Source organism: Streptomyces sp. KPB2 (genome assembly GCF_003950055.1).
In the GTDB taxonomy this organism is placed as follows: Bacteria; Actinomycetota; Actinomycetes; order Streptomycetales; family Streptomycetaceae; genus Streptomyces; species Streptomyces salinarius.
In genome coordinates this window covers 53,412-67,576 of the sequence record NZ_CP034353.1, presented here as the reverse complement: position 1 = coordinate 67,576, position 14,165 = coordinate 53,412, and the positions used below count along the sequence as shown (strand labels likewise).

Here is a 14,165-nt window from a genome sequence, read left to right as displayed (position 1 = left end):
GGGCCGTGCGTGCCTGGTCACAGGCGGATGGTGAACCCGGCCACGACCAGTGCCTCACTCGTAGCGCAGGCGCAGGGACTCCTGTTCGGCCTCCTCGATCTGGGTCAGGGTCAGGCCGGGCAGGTCCAGCTGGGCCAAGGTCACCTCGGCGCTGCTCGGCTGGGCGTCGGCAGGCAGCCACTGCTCCGGTCGCCAGGCGTTGGCGCGCATCAGTGACTTCGGGCAGTGCGGGTAGACCTGCTCGATGTGCACGACCAGCGCGGTGACCGGTGGTTTCCCTACGGGTGTGAGTTGGGCCAGCAGTTCCGGGCGCGCGGAGACGCAGGCGCGGCCGTTGACGCGCAGGGTGGTCGGGCGGCCGGGGACGAGGAAGAGCAGCCCGAGGCGTCCGGTCTCCAGCACGTTGTGCAGGGTGTCGAGCCGCTTGTTGCCGGTCGCGTCGGGGATCACCAGGGTCTGCTCGTCGAGCACCGAGACGAACCCGGGCGGGCCGCCGCGCGGCGTGACGTCCGTCCGGCCCTCGTGGTCCGCGCTACCGATGAACACCAGCGAGGAACAGCCGATCAGCGCCCGGGTCTCCTCGGTCAGGCGGTCGGTCTCCTTCCGCAGCGCGTTCGGGTTCGGCTGCGGGTAGAGCTCGCGCAGCTGATCCGGGCTGGTGAGGGCATCCGCCCGCAGGGAATCGAACAGCAAGCCGGTGGCGCCGGTGTCGATCATCATAGGAGCGACCCTAGTAGGCGATCCGGTGGCCTGTCCGGGTGATCTTTGATGGTCCGGGCGACGAGGTCGTGGATCATGAACTGCCCGGGGCCGCAGTTCTCCTTGAGACGGGCGAGATTGTCGGGGCCGAACCAGTCGCAGGCGGAATGCTTCGACCACTCCAGCGCGGGGTGGTCCAGGTCGCCTTCGACCTCGACCAGGTAGTCGGCCTCGTGACGCAGACCACCGTCGTCGTCCCCCGTCCAGGTCGTGATACCGAGGAACCGCCGGACGTGAGTCAGCCGCCAGCCGGTCTCCTCCTCGACCTCACGTGCGAGAGCCTCCAGAAGCGTTTCCCCCTCCTCGACATGGCCGCCCACGATGTCCCAGGCCCCGGGAAACAGGCGACGGTCCGAACTCCGCTTCTGGGCGAAGGCCCGACCCTCCCGGTTGAGGACGACAGCACCGACGGTCCAGACCTCGTCCGAGCCGGGGGCGGGGACTTGGACGTCATCGTCGACGGTGAACGACGGTTCGTGAGCGGGCATGACCGACAGCGTAGAGCGGGCCATCCTCCAGCTTGCCGGAGGCATCGAGGCGGCCCCGGTTCCCGGCCGCCTCGACCGACTTGCCGGATCACGACCGGTTCGTGGCCACGCTCGTGACGATCTGGTCCGGCCCCGGCCCCTGTGAACGGCGCCTCCCGCCAAGTCCCGCCCGAGCGCGACTTGACCCTCCCCCTGCGTCAGGCTTGAGGCTGCTGCTGACGAAAGGGCAGGTGGATGAGCTACTCCGTGGGACAGGTCTCGACGCTCGCCGGGGTGACGGTGCGGACCCTGCATCACTACGACAAGGCGGGACTGCTCTCGCCCAGTGACCGCAGCCCCGCCGGATACCGCCTCTACAACGAGGCCGACCTCGTCCGTCTCCAGCAGATCCTCTTCTACCGGGAACTCGGCTTCCCCCTCGACGAGATCGCCGCGATCTTCAAGGACCCGCAGGTGAACCCCCTGGAGCGGCTCCGGGCCCGCCAGCGAGAACTGAACGAGGAGATCGTCCGCCTGCAGCGGCTGGCCGAGGTGGCGGAGCGGGCCATCGAGGTCCAGAAGACCGGGGTGCCCCTGACCCCCGAAGAGCGCTTCGAGGTTTTCGGCGAGGTCGCCTTCGACCTGAGTTACGCCACCGAGGCAGAGCTGAAGTGGGCGCACTCGCAAGGGCAGCGCGAGGCGATGGCACGCGCGGACGCCCACACCAAAGAGGACTGGCGCCGGCTCATGGACGAAGCCGGCGCATGGCGCGCGGAGTTGCTCGCCGCTTTCGACGACGGGCAACCGAGCGACGGCGAGCGGGCCATGGACCTCGCCGAGGAACACCGGCTGCACATCGCACGCTGGTTCACCTCCTGCCCGCCCGACATGCACCGGCGCATCGCGGACGACTTCGTCGCCGACCCGCGTGCCTTCGCCCTGGTCGTACCGCCCTCCCAGCAACGCCCCGGCCTGGCCGCCTACACACGCAGGGCCGTCTACGCCAACGCGGCCCGCCACGCCGGTGACGGCACCGATGTCGAGGAGAACCGATGAGAATCACGATCGCCGCAGCCGGCTCGCGCGGCGACGTCGCGCCCTACACGGGCCTGGGCGCCGAACTGCGTCGGGCCGGCTACGACGTCGCCCTCGCCGCCACCGACGCCTTCGCACCCCTGGCACACGACGCGGGGCTGGAGTTCCGCAGCCTGCCCGCCGATACCAGGGCCCGTGGCGATGTCGCGGGCAAACGCGGCCTGATGCGGACCGCCGCCGCCTTCGTCACCGAACTCGGCCAGGGCTTCGCCGACGCCGTGGACCAAGGCACGGACCTGCTCCTGCTGTCCACCACCACGGCCCCGCTCGGCTGGCACATCGCCGAGGCCACGGGCACCCCGAGCCTCGGCGTGTACCTCCAGCCCACCGCACCGACCGGCGACTTCCCACCCGTCGTGACCGGCTCCCGCTCACTGGGCCGACTCGCCAACCGGGCAACCGGGCGCTTCGCCCTGCGGATGGCCGACCGCGTCTACGCACAGGCCGTCACACAACTGCGCCACCGTCTCGCTCTCCCTCCGGCCTCGCCGGCCGAGGCGCGCCGGCGACGGGAACGGGCGAACTGGCCCATCCTGCACGGCTTCAGCACGGCCCTGGTGCCCCGACCCTCCGACTGGCGCCCCGGCCTGGACGTCGTAGGAAACTGGTGGCCCCACCACGACCCGGCCGAACGGCTGCCCCCCGAACTCGAGGACTTCCTGTCCGCCGGACCCCGGCCCGTCCTCATCGGTTTCGGCAGCATGGCCTCCGGCGACGGGGAACGACTGAGCGAGATCGCCGTGCGAGCGCTGCGCCGCGCCGGACTGCGCGGCATCCTCCAGGCCGGCAGCGCCCACCTCGCCGCCGACCGGGACGACGTACTCACCATCGGGGACGTACCGCACACCCTGCTGTTCCCACGGCTGGCCGCGGTGGTCCACCACGCCGGAGCCGGCACCTCCGCCGCCGCGCTGCGTGCCGGAGTACCCGCCGTCCCCGTCCCGGTCACCGCGGACCAGCCGTTCTGGGCAAGGCGACTCGCCGCCGTCGGCGCCGCCACCGACCCCATCCCGTTCGGCGCCCTCACCGCCGAACGGCTGGCCGACCGCCTTCACCAAGTGGTGAAGCGGCAGTCGCACAGCCGAGCCGCCGCGGAAGCGGCACAACACATGGCGACCGAAGACGGGGCACGGCAGACACTCAGGGCCATCCGGCAACTGACCGAGGGATGACGACCCAGAGCGAGACAGCATGGCTGAGCATTCCCGCCGTGGTGGCGATCGGCCGGATGCGGGCGGCGGACAGTGACAAGGCCGGCCCGGAGGAGGTGCGGCGGCTGTTGCCGGCCCTCGCCGGTCGCGCCCAGAGGGACGAGCGACGATGCCACGGGCCGACCGCTCACTGATCCTCACCCTGCGCGTGCCTGATCAACCTGACTTCACACGGTCCTCGGGTTGATGAGCAGATGCCGACGGGACGACGAAGAAGCCCAGTGCGGCGAGGACCGCCACGCCCGCTGCGAACGCCAAGGTGCCCGGAAGGGACCAGGTCGCGAACGGTCCGGCAACCGCCGCCCCGAGAGAGAACCCGGTGATCTTCAAACTGGCCCCGGTGGTGAATATCTGCCCGCGCAGCCGTTCAGGGGCCTCCCGGTGGCGAACCGCGAACAAGGCAGCCAATTGGGGTCCCTCACCGATCCCGGCAATGAGGACGGCCACGATGAGCACGGCTGGTTGACCCCATATGGCCAAGGCCAACGCGGCAGCCTGGACGAGGGCACTGGCCCAGATCACCGTGTCGGGGGCGATCGAACGTGGAAACCGGGCCAGTACGGCGTTGGCCACCAGAGCGGAGATCGCCGTGCAGGAGAGCAGCAACGCGCCCCGGCCCGCTCCGCCCAGGACGCGCTCGCCCAGGAGCGGAACGCAGGCCATCAGCATGCCCTGAGCAGCGCACGAGAGCGTCGAGGTGAGGGTCGCTCGGGCCAGCGACGGTCTTCCGGTGATGACGCGCAGACCGGCAGCAAGATCGCTCACCACTGACATGGTCCGAGCGCCCCGAGCCCCGCCGGTACGGGCGGGCAGCATCCAGGCAGCCGGCAGAGCCAGACCGATGAGTGCCGCGGAGACCACCACGGCCGTCGGGGCGCCCAACGTCTCCGCCACGCCGCCGGCGAGAGCCGGACCGGCCAGACTCGCCATGCTGAACGTCATGGCGTCGAGCACGTTCGACCGGGGCAGGCGGTCGCCCGGCACCACACGGGGCAGCTGGGCCGTCCATCCGCCCGAGAGAGCCGGCCCCAGCAGCCCCGTCACCACAGCGATCGAGACGGTGACACCGAACGGCAACCGGTCCAGGCCCGCGAGAATCACCCCCAGCCCCGCCGCGTACAGGAGGAGGGCCCCGGCCAGCAGGCGTCCCGGCCGTCCGGCTCGGTCAAGGAGCGCGCCGAGTACTGGCCCGCCCACCGCGGCAGAGATCGTGATGCCCGCGAGCAGCGACGACGCCTCGACGGCCGATCCGGCCAGGGCGAATGCCGCCAGCATCAGCGACGGTCCCGACATTTCGTCCCCGGCGCGAGCTGCCACTGCTCCAGCGAGATAGAGGCGGAGCGAGTAACGCTTTGTCATCGACAAGACGTTACGGAGGTAACTCAAAAGTTGGCAAGATGCGTTACATTCCGCAGGTGTCCTTCCACAGCACCGAATGGTCCACCCGGCATTCCGTACTGACCACGGCTCGGCGCACCGCCGCCCTGATCAACGCGCTCACTGACGAGCGCCCCGACCCGAGCGACGTCGCCGACGTGCTCCGCGCATACGGTGAAACCGACCCCATCGACCTCACGCCCCGCGACGTCACCGGGATGCGCGCAGCCGCTGCCCTACTGCGGCAGGTCTTCGCGGCCGAGCACGCGGATGACGCCGCGGTCACCCTCAACCGCCTCCTCGAAGACCACACCGGACCGCTCCGCCTGACCTCGCACGGCGGCAGCACCCCCTGGCATCCTCACCTCGACCACGACGACAACGCCCCCTGGGACGAGTGGCTCCTCGCCTCGTCCTGCATGGCCCTGACCGTCCTCGTCTGGGACCGCCAACGCCCGCCCGGCAGGATCTGCGCCTCAACCAGCTGCCACAACGTCTTCATCGCCCAAGGCAGCGGCCCGGAACGCCGCTACTGCTCCCGCCGATGCGCCACCCGCGAACGCGTCGCAGCGCACCGACACTCCCACTCCACCGAACGACAGAAGGACACCTACTGAGAGGGAGAGGCATCGGCCCCTGCGGAGGGTGCAGGGGAGGCAGCGGGTCCCCTCTGTGTGGAGTCGCCGCCCTCCGGGCCGGTGGCCGGGACGTGCCCGGGCTGAGGTACGTGATCAAGATAGGTCACGGTCAGGAACTTGATCTGGCCGGCGCTCACCGACACCAATTGGTGACCGGTGAGCCGTCGGGAAGGTGCCCCCGGGTGAGACCGGTACTCCAGCGGAGCAGCCAGGGCCAGTTCCCGGTCGCTCGTCTCCTCGGCCTGGTGCGCGAAGTGCTTGAGCACGCCGGCCAGATAGGACCCGTCGACGAGTTCGCAGCCGACATACGTGCACTTCGCCCCGACAAGCGCCGGATACCGGTCGAACAGCAGCCACCACGACGACTCGACCGACAGCGGGCCCGGGCCGCGTGGAAGCAGCCGGGCGGCTGCCAGCGCGACGCAGGCCGCGGCGGCGAGCAACGCGCAGGACCACAGCGTCAGCCGCCCGTAGTCGTCGCGCGCGTAGGCCCAGCCCTCGCGCACGAGGCGGCCGGTGTCAGGGGTGAGACCCGGTGACGCCGTACGGATCAGCGCGAACACCGCGAGGACGATTCCGTCGAAGGCGAGGCTGGCCAGTACGACACGGGTGGTCTCGCGGAACGCGGACGAGGTGCGCTCCGGCAGTCGCATGTCCCGGGCTGCCACATAGACGAATCCCGGGACCAGGCAGACGACGAAGAGAACCAGACCGAGGAGGGAACTGGGCATGGCGCAGCTCAGCTCTCCTCGTCGTCCGCACGGTGTTCACCTTGCCGACCGGCGCCGTCGATTGTGGTGCCGTCAGCCAGGCTGGGCGGGGCGTCAGGAATGTCGGAGACCGGTGCGGGCAAGTCCACGCCGATGCCCATGGCCTGGCCGCCGTGTTTCGGGCCGTTGAGGAGTTCCTCGCGCGGGCTGGTGAGCGGCCGCCGTCCGCGTGGCTTCGACTGCGGGGTGGGAGCGGCGGCGTCGGCGTCTGCGTCGTCGTCTGCCATCAGTACCTCCTTGTGTGCCAAGTGGGCCGCATTGCGGACGGATGGATTTCATGGGCCGGTGTGGATGAAGGGCGTCCAGATCACCAGTTCCATGCCCGGCTGGGCGCGCACCTCCCGAACAGCGTGGTGGAGTGCGAGCGCGCACTCCTCCGATGCCAGCTCTCCGTTGGTGGCGAGGAAGTCGTACAGACGGTCGGCGACGAGACTGCCGTATCGGCCGAGCGTCGTCCACATGGTGGCCACCACGTGCCGGTATCCGGCGAACTGGAGGGCGGCGGAGATGTGGACTGCTTCGTCGGGCAGGCCGAACCCCGTGAGCGCCGTCTTGCAGCTGGACAGGAAGGCGAAATCCGCGTGTTCCAGTCGTAGCCGTCCCAGATCGGCGACGGTCAGCGTCCCGTCGTGGAGCCGCAGCCCGCTGCGCGACGGGGCGTGAGGATCCAGGTCGCCGTGGCAGGAGAAGTGTGCCCAGCTGTGGTCGCCCAGCGCACGGCGCACGGCATCCCGAGTGGCTTCGGGGCCGACGACGACGCTGGTCCGGCCGGGGAAGCAGGCGGTCACTGCCTCAACGTCCTCTTCCGCGTCCGGGAGCGGTGGCAGTCCCGGTGTCTCGGGCATCGCGACAACCAGCATGCGCCGGCGTCCGGCATCGGGAGACGGTCTCGTGCGGGCCTGAATCAGAGAGCGCAGTGTCGGCGTGTAGGAGGATACGACCCGGTCCAGGACGCAGGCCCCCGGCCGGAACTCCGGGTGGTAGCGACCTGCGGCGTGAAACGGCAGGAAGGTGAGCGGCCCGGCAGGGCACCACCACACCCGCGGCCAGACACCATCGGTTGGCTCGCCGGTGTGGCCAAGCGCATCGAGTACGGGTTCGACGGCGGCGTCCCACAGCCAGTTCAGGACGTCCCGCATCATGAAGCCGAGCTGGTCGAGTTGCCCCTTGACGGAACGTTCGTCAATGGCTGTCAGCAGGTCCGTGTACTCGTACGATTCGAGCGCACTCATGTACATGGTCACGTGGTGGTGCACGGTGCGTGGGCTGAGCCGCGGCAAGGGAATCACGGTCAGCCCGTTCGGGGACAGGGCCAGGGCGTCGCTGCGGCGTTCGGCGGTGTTGATCAGCACGACCGTGCCGTTCACCGCAGCCGTGCGCAGGTGGGCGAAGCCGGGCGGGCGCAGGAAGTCTCGGCATCCGGGGACTTGTTGTCGCACCTGCTCGCACAGCGCGTCCCATTCGCGGGCCAGGTTCATACGCTGGTCCGTGGGTTCAACGGCGGCGTTCGGACTGTCGTGCCCGGCGTCCAGGGCAAGCAGGCGGGCGCGCACCTCGTCCAGCCGATCCGCGAGGTCGGGCGCCGCCCGGCGTACCGCGTCCAAGTCGGGATCGGTGTCGAGGGACTGGCTCCACAGGATGGCTCGGCCGTGCTCCAGCAGTTCGACGGCCCGCTCCGGACAGCCCGAGTCCAGCGCCGCCGCGGCGGCCTCCTGGGTGAGGGGGCCGACATGGGTCAGGTGCCGCTCGCGGTCGCGGCGGCTGAGACCGTGCCAGGCGACCAGCGGGACACAGGCCATCGCCTGTTCGTAGGCGGCCAGGGCGGAGGCCGGATCGGGTGTGTGCATGGCCAGCTCGCGCAGTGCCGTCATGCGCAACAGGGGAGAGGCCGTCGCCGCCTCGGCGGCCTCCCGCAGCGCCTCTGTGGCGGCGGTCCGGTCGTCGGCCTCGGTGGCCTCGGTGGCCTCGGTGGTCGAGCCGGGGCCGGCCGAGGCTCCGCCGAGCAGCAGCCGGGCCCGCACGTGCAGTAACTGGGCTCGCTCCGGCCGCCCCTCGGGGCACTCGTTCAGGGCGTCGGTAACACTGGTGAGCGCAGCCTGGCGGTCAGCCCACCGGGGGGCCGCCTCGAAGCGGTCCGCCAGCGCGTGCGCCAGGTTCGCCAGGAGTCCCGTGCGATAGCGGTGGCCGGCCGGAACGGTATCGAGCGCCTCACGCAACAGGTCGATCGACCTGTCGATGTCGTACATCAGCAGGGAGGTCAGGCTGTCGGTCTCATCGGCCGACCGGCCGGACAAGCCGTCGAGATCGGGTGGGGGAGCCAGCTCGCGGAAGCGGCTGCCGTGAGCCAGTGCCAGGTTCGACAGATAGGCGGGGCGCTCCGTATGGCGGGGCGGTATCGCCCGGAGGGCCTGTTCGCCTGTCTCGATCGCGCCGTCCAGGTCCCTCTGGTCGCCGAAGTGGACGAAACGCAGCCCCAGGGCGCTTCCGGCGAGGTGCAGCGCGGAGTGTCGTTCGTGGTCCGGGGCGGATCGGGCGGCGGCTCGGCTCAGCGTGATGGCTTCGTCGAGATCGGCACGCCCGCCGCGGCGCAGGAAGCGGGCAAGTCGCGCGGTTGCGAACCCGGTGAGAGTGAAGTGATCGGCTTCGCCCGTAGCGGCCTCACGGTACGCGGCGACCGCGGCATCGAGGTCGCCGACGACCCCGGAGATCTCGGCGCGGGCCCGGAGCGCGTTGCCCAGTTCGGCGTGGGTGCGGCAGCGCTGCGGTGAGTCGGCAGGCAGGAGATCGAGTGCTTCGGTGAGGCATTCGACGGCGTGGTCCGCGTCCGTCGGTGATCCGAAGGCTTCCCCGCGCAGTGTCAGTGCGTAACCGAGGACGAGTAGCTTGGAGGCGTGATCGGCCGGGTTCCGGGCTTCCTCGGCCGCCCGCTCCAGGACGTCCTGTGCCGTCTCGACGGCAAGGTCGAGGTCGCGCCGGTCCGGCTCCAGGCGGAACCTGTCGCACAGGGCCCGCGCCAGCGTCGGTCCGATGGCGGACTCCCACCGCACGGACAGGGAGGCCTCGGCGTCGGCCGCGGCCTCGAGGAGAATCTCGTCGGCCGTGGCGATCACGGCATCCAACTCATCACGGTTTCCGGTGTGGTGGTACGAGGCGTAGTGCACCTCTGCCCGCCGGACCAGAAGCCGCATACGCGCCTCTGTACGGTCCTCGCGCTCCAGGCACTCGCCGACCGTCCGGGCGGCCTCTTCAAGGTACCGGCCCTCCCTGTCGACGTCGTACAGGTCGAGAATCGCGGCCGCGAGGAGTTGAGCGACATCGGCTCGCATCCGTACGGCCCCGGGCGCGGACGACGACGTGCTGTGGGCGGCCCACAGGCTGAGCAGGCAGTCGTCGAGATCCTGTCGACGACGGTGTCTGAGGTACATCGTTCGGCAGGCACTGCCGAGCATGAGGTGCGTCTCCGCCGCCTCCGGACTGCCCTGGGACTGGACGGTGACAACGCGCCGGAAGACGGCCGCCGCCTCCGCGACGTGGCCGGCCAGAAGCAGAGCGGCGCCCAGATTGCGGGTGGGCGCCAGCCACTTGGGATGGTCCGGGCCGAGGGACTCAAGCCCTTGGTGGGCTTCACGCAGCTCGGCCAGGGCCGCCTCCAGGTCTCCCGGCCGGCCGTGGAACTGGTGGCGTCTCAAAAGGGCTTGACCCAGGTAACCGTGCGCCTCGGCCGTCGTCACGGGATCGCCGCCGGGCGTGCTGGGCATGGCTGCGCGGATCGCGTCCACTGCCTCGTCCAAACCTGTGGAGTCGCCCGTATGCGTGACGCGGGCCAGCAGAGTGACTCCCAGGTTGGCTTGGTAGACACGGTAGTTGGGATGGGCGTCCCTGGTTGCGTGGACAGCCGCCCGCCCCGCCTCCACGGCTTCATCGAGATCCGCAGGCACCCGGCTGCGCTCGAAGCGCCTCCGCAACGCGATGGCCACATTGGACAGGTAGTCGGCACGGTCCGGGTAATCACGAGGAGTCACTCGGACAGCCTCCCGTCCCGCCTCGACTGCCTCGTCCAGATCGGAGAGCTCGCCGGTGCACTCGAAACGCATCTGCAGCGCGGCATCGAGATTGTTCAAATAGGCGGCGCGACGGGGTGGGTCGGACAGGGCGGCATGCGCAGCCGCTCGCGCTGCTTCAATTGCCTCGTCCAAATCCGTGAGGTCCTCGGTGTGTTCGAAACGCTCCTGCAGTGCGAAACCGAGGAGGTGGAGAGAGTAGGCATGCGCGGAATCGTGACCATGAGTGCACCGGACGGCCTCGCGCCCCATCTCCACGGCCTCTCGCAAGTCCTCCAGGTCCTGCGTTCGCTGAAACCGGATCCGCAGATTGCGAATCAGGAAGTTCAAGTACTCGGCCCGGTCGGCGTGGTCTTCCGGCATGGCCCGGACAGCGGCACGGCTCACCTCCACAGCCTGCTCCAGATCCGCCGCCTCGGCTGTCCGGTCGAAGCGGACCCGCAGTGCAGAAGCAAGGGTTCCCAGATGCATCGCTCTGTGAGGGCTGTCCTCTGGAGTGGCCTGGACAGATGCCCGTGCCGCGTCCACCGCGTCGTCCTGATCCCGGGGCGAGCCGAAGCACTCGAACCGCCCCACCAGGGCGACCGCCAAGTCCGACAGGAGCATGGCGTTGTAGGGGTGATCGTCAGGAGTTCCTCCGACTGCCGCATCGATCGCGTTCACCGCCTCATCGGCGTCTGCCGCTTCCCCAAGGAGTGCGAACCGCCGCTGCAATGCGGCACCAAGGTTCGCCTGGGCCCGGGGCCACTCCGGAGCACCAGCCGGGATGTTGTCCGCGATGCGCCGCCACAATGCGACGAGAGATGTCAGAAACGTCGGGTCGGCAGTTCCCTGGGACGCGTATTCGAGCCCGTCCATCCCGGCAGGGACCGCCCGTTCGGCCAGAGCGGCGAGAAGCGGACGTGGGAGATCGTTCCATCCCGCGATGAAGCATCCGGTGAAGAACTGGAGCGAGTCCTCCAGGTCCCGTCCAGCTGTCGCATCGGGCAATGCCTCAGACCGCAAGTAGTGCAGCCAGCCCAGGGCATACGCTGCCTCCACATCGAATTCGCCCTCGACGCGCTCAGCCAGACGGCGCGCTTCCGAGCGAGCCGCAGCGGTCAGCACCGCAGACGAGTCGCCTGTGGAACTCACCTCGTCCACCCGTGCCCGCACCGCGGTCAACAGTTCGTCACGCTGCCCCACGAGCCCCCCGCAATCGCCGACCCGACACTTATCAATCAGCAAAGAAGGATGCTAGTGGCTGGGAAGGGCCGGCGTGGGGGGTTGAGATACGTCCGAGAGGGATCACTCGGCGTAGCCAAGTGCTACTAGGGGGCTTTCACTTCCTAGCCGTCCACATCACCCGATCGACGGCACCGGCGCGGTCGCACAGAGCCAAGGACGATTCGTACCGGCCACAGGCCCGGGGCAGCCTGGCCATGGCGGCCAGTGACTCCGGGACGGGATCCCGTTCGGACACCACGTCGAGGCCATGGAACCAGGGCGCGAACCCCTCGCGCATCTCGTCGGTGTCCAGGTCGTGGCCGTAGTCCAACGTCCGCAGACACGCCTCGGCCAGCGCGCCGCGGCACTCACCGCACCATCGGCGGGGACGGATGCAGAACCTGGCGGTCTGCCGCGTACGGTCACGGAGGGCATGATGACGTGGTGCCCGACTCTCTCCGTGAACTCTGGCTGCGCGGCATCGCCTTCAACGCGGCGGCGCCCGCCGACGTGCTGACACGTCTCCTGGACGAAGCGGCCGGTGAGGCCGGTTCGCTGATGTGCGAGGGCCGCGACCTGCCCGACGACGTCACCGACATGGCCCTCCGCCACCCGGCCGAGCGGATCCGCGGCGCCCTCGCCCGCAACCTGCACGTCGACCCCGCACGACTCGCTCCCTTGGCATCGGACCCTTCGGGACTCGTCCGTGCGTATCTCGCCGGTGGCCCCCGGCTCCAGCCGCGGTGGGTCCGGCCCCTGCCGGACGACATCCTCGTCACCTTCCTGACCGCCCAGGAGGGAGGCGAGGACGGCAGGCTCACCGAAAGGGAGATCGCCGGAGAGCTCTGGTCCTCCCGGCAGGTCCCTCCGTCCTTCCCGCGGGACATGGCCGGTCACGACCACCCCGCACTCCGTCTGTACGCCGCCTTCCAGTGGCAGTCCCTCACCGCTGCGCAGCGCGATGCCCTGCTGGACGATCCCGACCCCGCCGTACGGGAAGCAGCCAGGAGGGGTGGCCGACAGCTGGACCCGGCGACAGTGGAGGCCGAGCTGCCCCCCATCGGATCACGCAACAGATGGTTCGTACTCGGCACGTGTGCCCTGTCACCCGCGGTCGTCGAGCAGTGCTTCGCGCACGACGAGGCGTACCCGCTGGCCCGGAACCGTCACACTCCGGCCGATGCCCTCGCCAGGCTCGCCCGCCACCCCGATACGGAGATTCGCAGGCTGGTCGCCACCCGGCCCGACCTGGGACCGGAGGCGGCGGAGCTGAGACAGGACCCGGACGAGGACGTGCGGATGCGTGCCCGCCTCCAGTCCTCCATCCGTACCTGGGCCGAATTCGAGGAGGTTCAAAAGGTCGTCGACCACGGTCCCGACTGCACCTGCCCGATCACGCGGCCGGCCACCGAACCGTCGTCCGACTGGTACGTCGCCTGCGCGGCGTCCGAAGAGCCGGTGCTTCGCCGGGTCGCGGCGAGCTGGCCCGGTCTGCCCGCAGAGCTCGTCGGGACTCTGGCGCTGGACGATGACGAGGAGGTACGGATCCGGCTGGCCTGCCACCACCCACTGGCCCCGCCCCGTCTCCTGCTGGACGTCTTCGTCACCCGCCCGGCCCACCGTCCGCACCTGCTGACCCTGCCCGCGTTCCCCTGCACCGGCCGGGCGCACCTCGTCGGTCACCCGGACCCGGAGGTGCGCGCCCTGGCCGCGGCCGACCCGACCGTGCCCGAACCCCCGCTGGAAGACCCCGACGATGCGGTACGCCGGGCAGCCGCCACCAACCCGACCCTGACACCGGAAACCTTGGAAACCCTCCTCACCGACCTTCGCACCGCAGAGGGCGCCGCGGCCAACCCGTCCCTCCCCGTCCCCCGCATGCACACGCTCCTCGACCACTGCCTGAGCGGAGCCGCCACCCCACAGACGGGGGCGCGGCGTTGAACGACGCCCCCTGTAGCGATCGCAGGGGGTGTCAGTGCCCGTCCATAGAATCACCGCATGTCTGATGCCTTCACCGTGTTGTGGACCCAGGACGTGTGCCGCGCGCTGCGCAAGGCCGGCCGTGTGGGGGAGCGGCCGCCGGTTGCGTTCAGCGGTGTTCATTCCTCCCTCCCCGCGTGGACGGGGGCTCAGGCGGGCGATGAGGTGTACGCGTTGCATGTCAACCGGCGTGAGGTGTTCGTGGTGAGCCGGATGCGGGTGGTCGATCGTGAGCGGCGCGCCTGCTGCGGTACGGCTCCCGCAACGTGGGAGGACCCTGCCCACCCCGGGCACGACGACTGGTCGATGCTCGGCGCCGGGGGCTGCGGCGCCGAGCCGGTGCATGTGGACGCCACACCCGTACGCTTCGACACCCCCATTCCCGGTGAGCTGCTGGCCAGACTCACCTGGCGCAACCGCCGAGGTCGGACCCGCCAGCTGAAGTATGTGGTGGACGGCCGTCTCGAGAACTCGGTCAGCCTCCAGGGCTTCTACCGTCTGACCTCCGACTCGGCCGCAGAGCTGGCCGACGTCACCGCGAGCGCCGTCTCCAGCCGCTGACAGACAACCCGGGGTACGCCTCTTCACCTAGCTGATC

The 14,165-nt window shown here is 70.0% G+C and carries 12 protein-coding genes and 1 pseudogene; 6 read left to right on the top strand and 7 right to left on the bottom strand.

Going from position 1 to position 14,165, the window contains the following annotated elements:
* Window positions 1-54: 54 nt before the first annotated feature.
* Both D1J63_RS00275 and D1J63_RS00270 read right to left on the bottom strand, forming a co-directional pair.
* On the bottom strand, window positions 55-720 hold the full coding sequence (locus D1J63_RS00275) for an MSMEG_1061 family FMN-dependent PPOX-type flavoprotein (RefSeq protein WP_125627195.1): 666 nt from the start codon (window positions 718-720) through the stop codon (window positions 55-57).
* Window positions 717-1,247: an NUDIX domain-containing protein gene (locus tag D1J63_RS00270; protein WP_125627194.1), complete on the bottom strand. Its 531-nt coding sequence runs from the start codon at window positions 1,245-1,247 to the stop codon at window positions 717-719. Before D1J63_RS00270 ends, D1J63_RS00275 begins: the two co-directional genes overlap by 4 nt.
* A gap of 234 nt (window positions 1,248-1,481) precedes the next feature.
* Here D1J63_RS00270 and D1J63_RS00265 point away from each other — a divergent pair, with 234 nt between their 5' ends.
* From D1J63_RS00265 to D1J63_RS36630, 3 genes are read left to right on the top strand one after another with little or no spacing between them, the layout of a single operon-like run.
* Window positions 1,482-2,282: a MerR family transcriptional regulator gene (locus D1J63_RS00265; RefSeq protein WP_125627193.1), complete on the top strand. Its 801-nt coding sequence runs from the start codon at window positions 1,482-1,484 to the stop codon at window positions 2,280-2,282.
* Window positions 2,279-3,493, top strand: coding sequence for a glycosyltransferase (locus D1J63_RS00260; protein WP_125627192.1), 1,215 nt, complete (start codon window positions 2,279-2,281; stop codon window positions 3,491-3,493). The genes D1J63_RS00265 and D1J63_RS00260 overlap by 4 nt, the downstream gene beginning before the upstream one ends.
* Window positions 3,490-3,666 (top strand): hypothetical protein, encoded by a 177-nt coding sequence (locus D1J63_RS36630; RefSeq protein ID WP_164712663.1) that lies wholly within the window; start codon window positions 3,490-3,492, stop codon window positions 3,664-3,666. The genes D1J63_RS00260 and D1J63_RS36630 overlap by 4 nt, the downstream gene beginning before the upstream one ends.
* Window positions 3,667-3,688: 22 nt before the next feature.
* Here D1J63_RS36630 and D1J63_RS00255 read toward each other — a convergent pair whose 3' ends face one another.
* Window positions 3,689-4,891, bottom strand: coding sequence for an MFS transporter (locus tag D1J63_RS00255; RefSeq protein ID WP_125627191.1), 1,203 nt, complete (start codon window positions 4,889-4,891; stop codon window positions 3,689-3,691).
* 38 nt (window positions 4,892-4,929) lie between these two features.
* On the opposite strand from D1J63_RS00255, the gene D1J63_RS00250 reads away from it, so the two are divergent.
* Window positions 4,930-5,526, top strand: a complete 597-nt coding sequence (locus tag D1J63_RS00250) for a CGNR zinc finger domain-containing protein (protein ID WP_125627190.1) — start codon at window positions 4,930-4,932, stop codon at window positions 5,524-5,526.
* Here the strand turns inward: D1J63_RS00250 and D1J63_RS00245 are convergent.
* The 4 genes and pseudogenes from D1J63_RS00245 to D1J63_RS00230 all read right to left on the bottom strand — a co-directional run.
* Window positions 5,520-6,278 carry a DUF6338 family protein gene (locus D1J63_RS00245; RefSeq protein ID WP_125627189.1) on the bottom strand — a complete coding sequence of 253 codons (759 nt, stop codon included), beginning with the start codon at window positions 6,276-6,278 and terminating at the stop codon, window positions 5,520-5,522. The genes D1J63_RS00250 and D1J63_RS00245 overlap by 7 nt on opposite strands.
* An 8-nt stretch (window positions 6,279-6,286) precedes the next feature.
* Complete coding sequence (locus D1J63_RS00240; protein ID WP_125627188.1) at window positions 6,287-6,544, bottom strand: hypothetical protein; 258 nt, start codon at window positions 6,542-6,544, stop codon at window positions 6,287-6,289.
* Between the two features lie 48 nt (window positions 6,545-6,592).
* Window positions 6,593-11,605 carry a CHAT domain-containing protein gene (locus tag D1J63_RS00235; RefSeq protein ID WP_125627187.1) on the bottom strand — a complete coding sequence of 1,671 codons (5,013 nt, stop codon included), beginning with the start codon at window positions 11,603-11,605 and terminating at the stop codon, window positions 6,593-6,595.
* A 103-nt stretch (window positions 11,606-11,708) separates the two neighbouring features.
* Window positions 11,709-11,962: pseudogene (locus D1J63_RS00230) on the bottom strand (hypothetical protein); the annotation flags it as partial.
* A 66-nt stretch (window positions 11,963-12,028) separates the two neighbouring features.
* On the opposite strand from D1J63_RS00230, the gene D1J63_RS00225 reads away from it, so the two are divergent.
* The gene (locus tag D1J63_RS00225) at window positions 12,029-13,528 is read left to right on the top strand and encodes a hypothetical protein (protein WP_241235489.1); all 1,500 of its coding nucleotides are present in this window, start codon (window positions 12,029-12,031) and stop codon (window positions 13,526-13,528) included.
* A gap of 57 nt (window positions 13,529-13,585) precedes the next feature.
* Complete coding sequence (locus tag D1J63_RS00220) at window positions 13,586-14,128, top strand: hypothetical protein (protein ID WP_125627185.1); 543 nt, start codon at window positions 13,586-13,588, stop codon at window positions 14,126-14,128.
* Window positions 14,129-14,165 lie beyond the last annotated feature (37 nt).

Coding starts and splice junctions, on each gene's coding strand:
- D1J63_RS00250 (WP_125627190.1), top strand. CDS start 4,930: ATGCGTTACATTCCGCAGGTGTCCTTCCACAGCACCGAATGGTCCACC.
- D1J63_RS00265 (WP_125627193.1), top strand. CDS start 1,482: ATGAGCTACTCCGTGGGACAGGTCTCGACGCTCGCCGGGGTGACGGTG.
- D1J63_RS36630 (WP_164712663.1), top strand. CDS start 3,490: ATGACGACCCAGAGCGAGACAGCATGGCTGAGCATTCCCGCCGTGGTG.
- D1J63_RS00240 (WP_125627188.1), bottom strand. CDS start 6,544: ATGGCAGACGACGACGCAGACGCCGACGCCGCCGCTCCCACCCCGCAG.
- D1J63_RS00245 (WP_125627189.1), bottom strand. CDS start 6,278: ATGCCCAGTTCCCTCCTCGGTCTGGTTCTCTTCGTCGTCTGCCTGGTC.
- D1J63_RS00260 (WP_125627192.1), top strand. CDS start 2,279: ATGAGAATCACGATCGCCGCAGCCGGCTCGCGCGGCGACGTCGCGCCC.
- D1J63_RS00220 (WP_125627185.1), top strand. CDS start 13,586: ATGTCTGATGCCTTCACCGTGTTGTGGACCCAGGACGTGTGCCGCGCG.
- D1J63_RS00270 (WP_125627194.1), bottom strand. CDS start 1,247: ATGCCCGCTCACGAACCGTCGTTCACCGTCGACGATGACGTCCAAGTC.
- D1J63_RS00275 (WP_125627195.1), bottom strand. CDS start 720: ATGATGATCGACACCGGCGCCACCGGCTTGCTGTTCGATTCCCTGCGG.
- D1J63_RS00255 (WP_125627191.1), bottom strand. CDS start 4,891: ATGACAAAGCGTTACTCGCTCCGCCTCTATCTCGCTGGAGCAGTGGCA.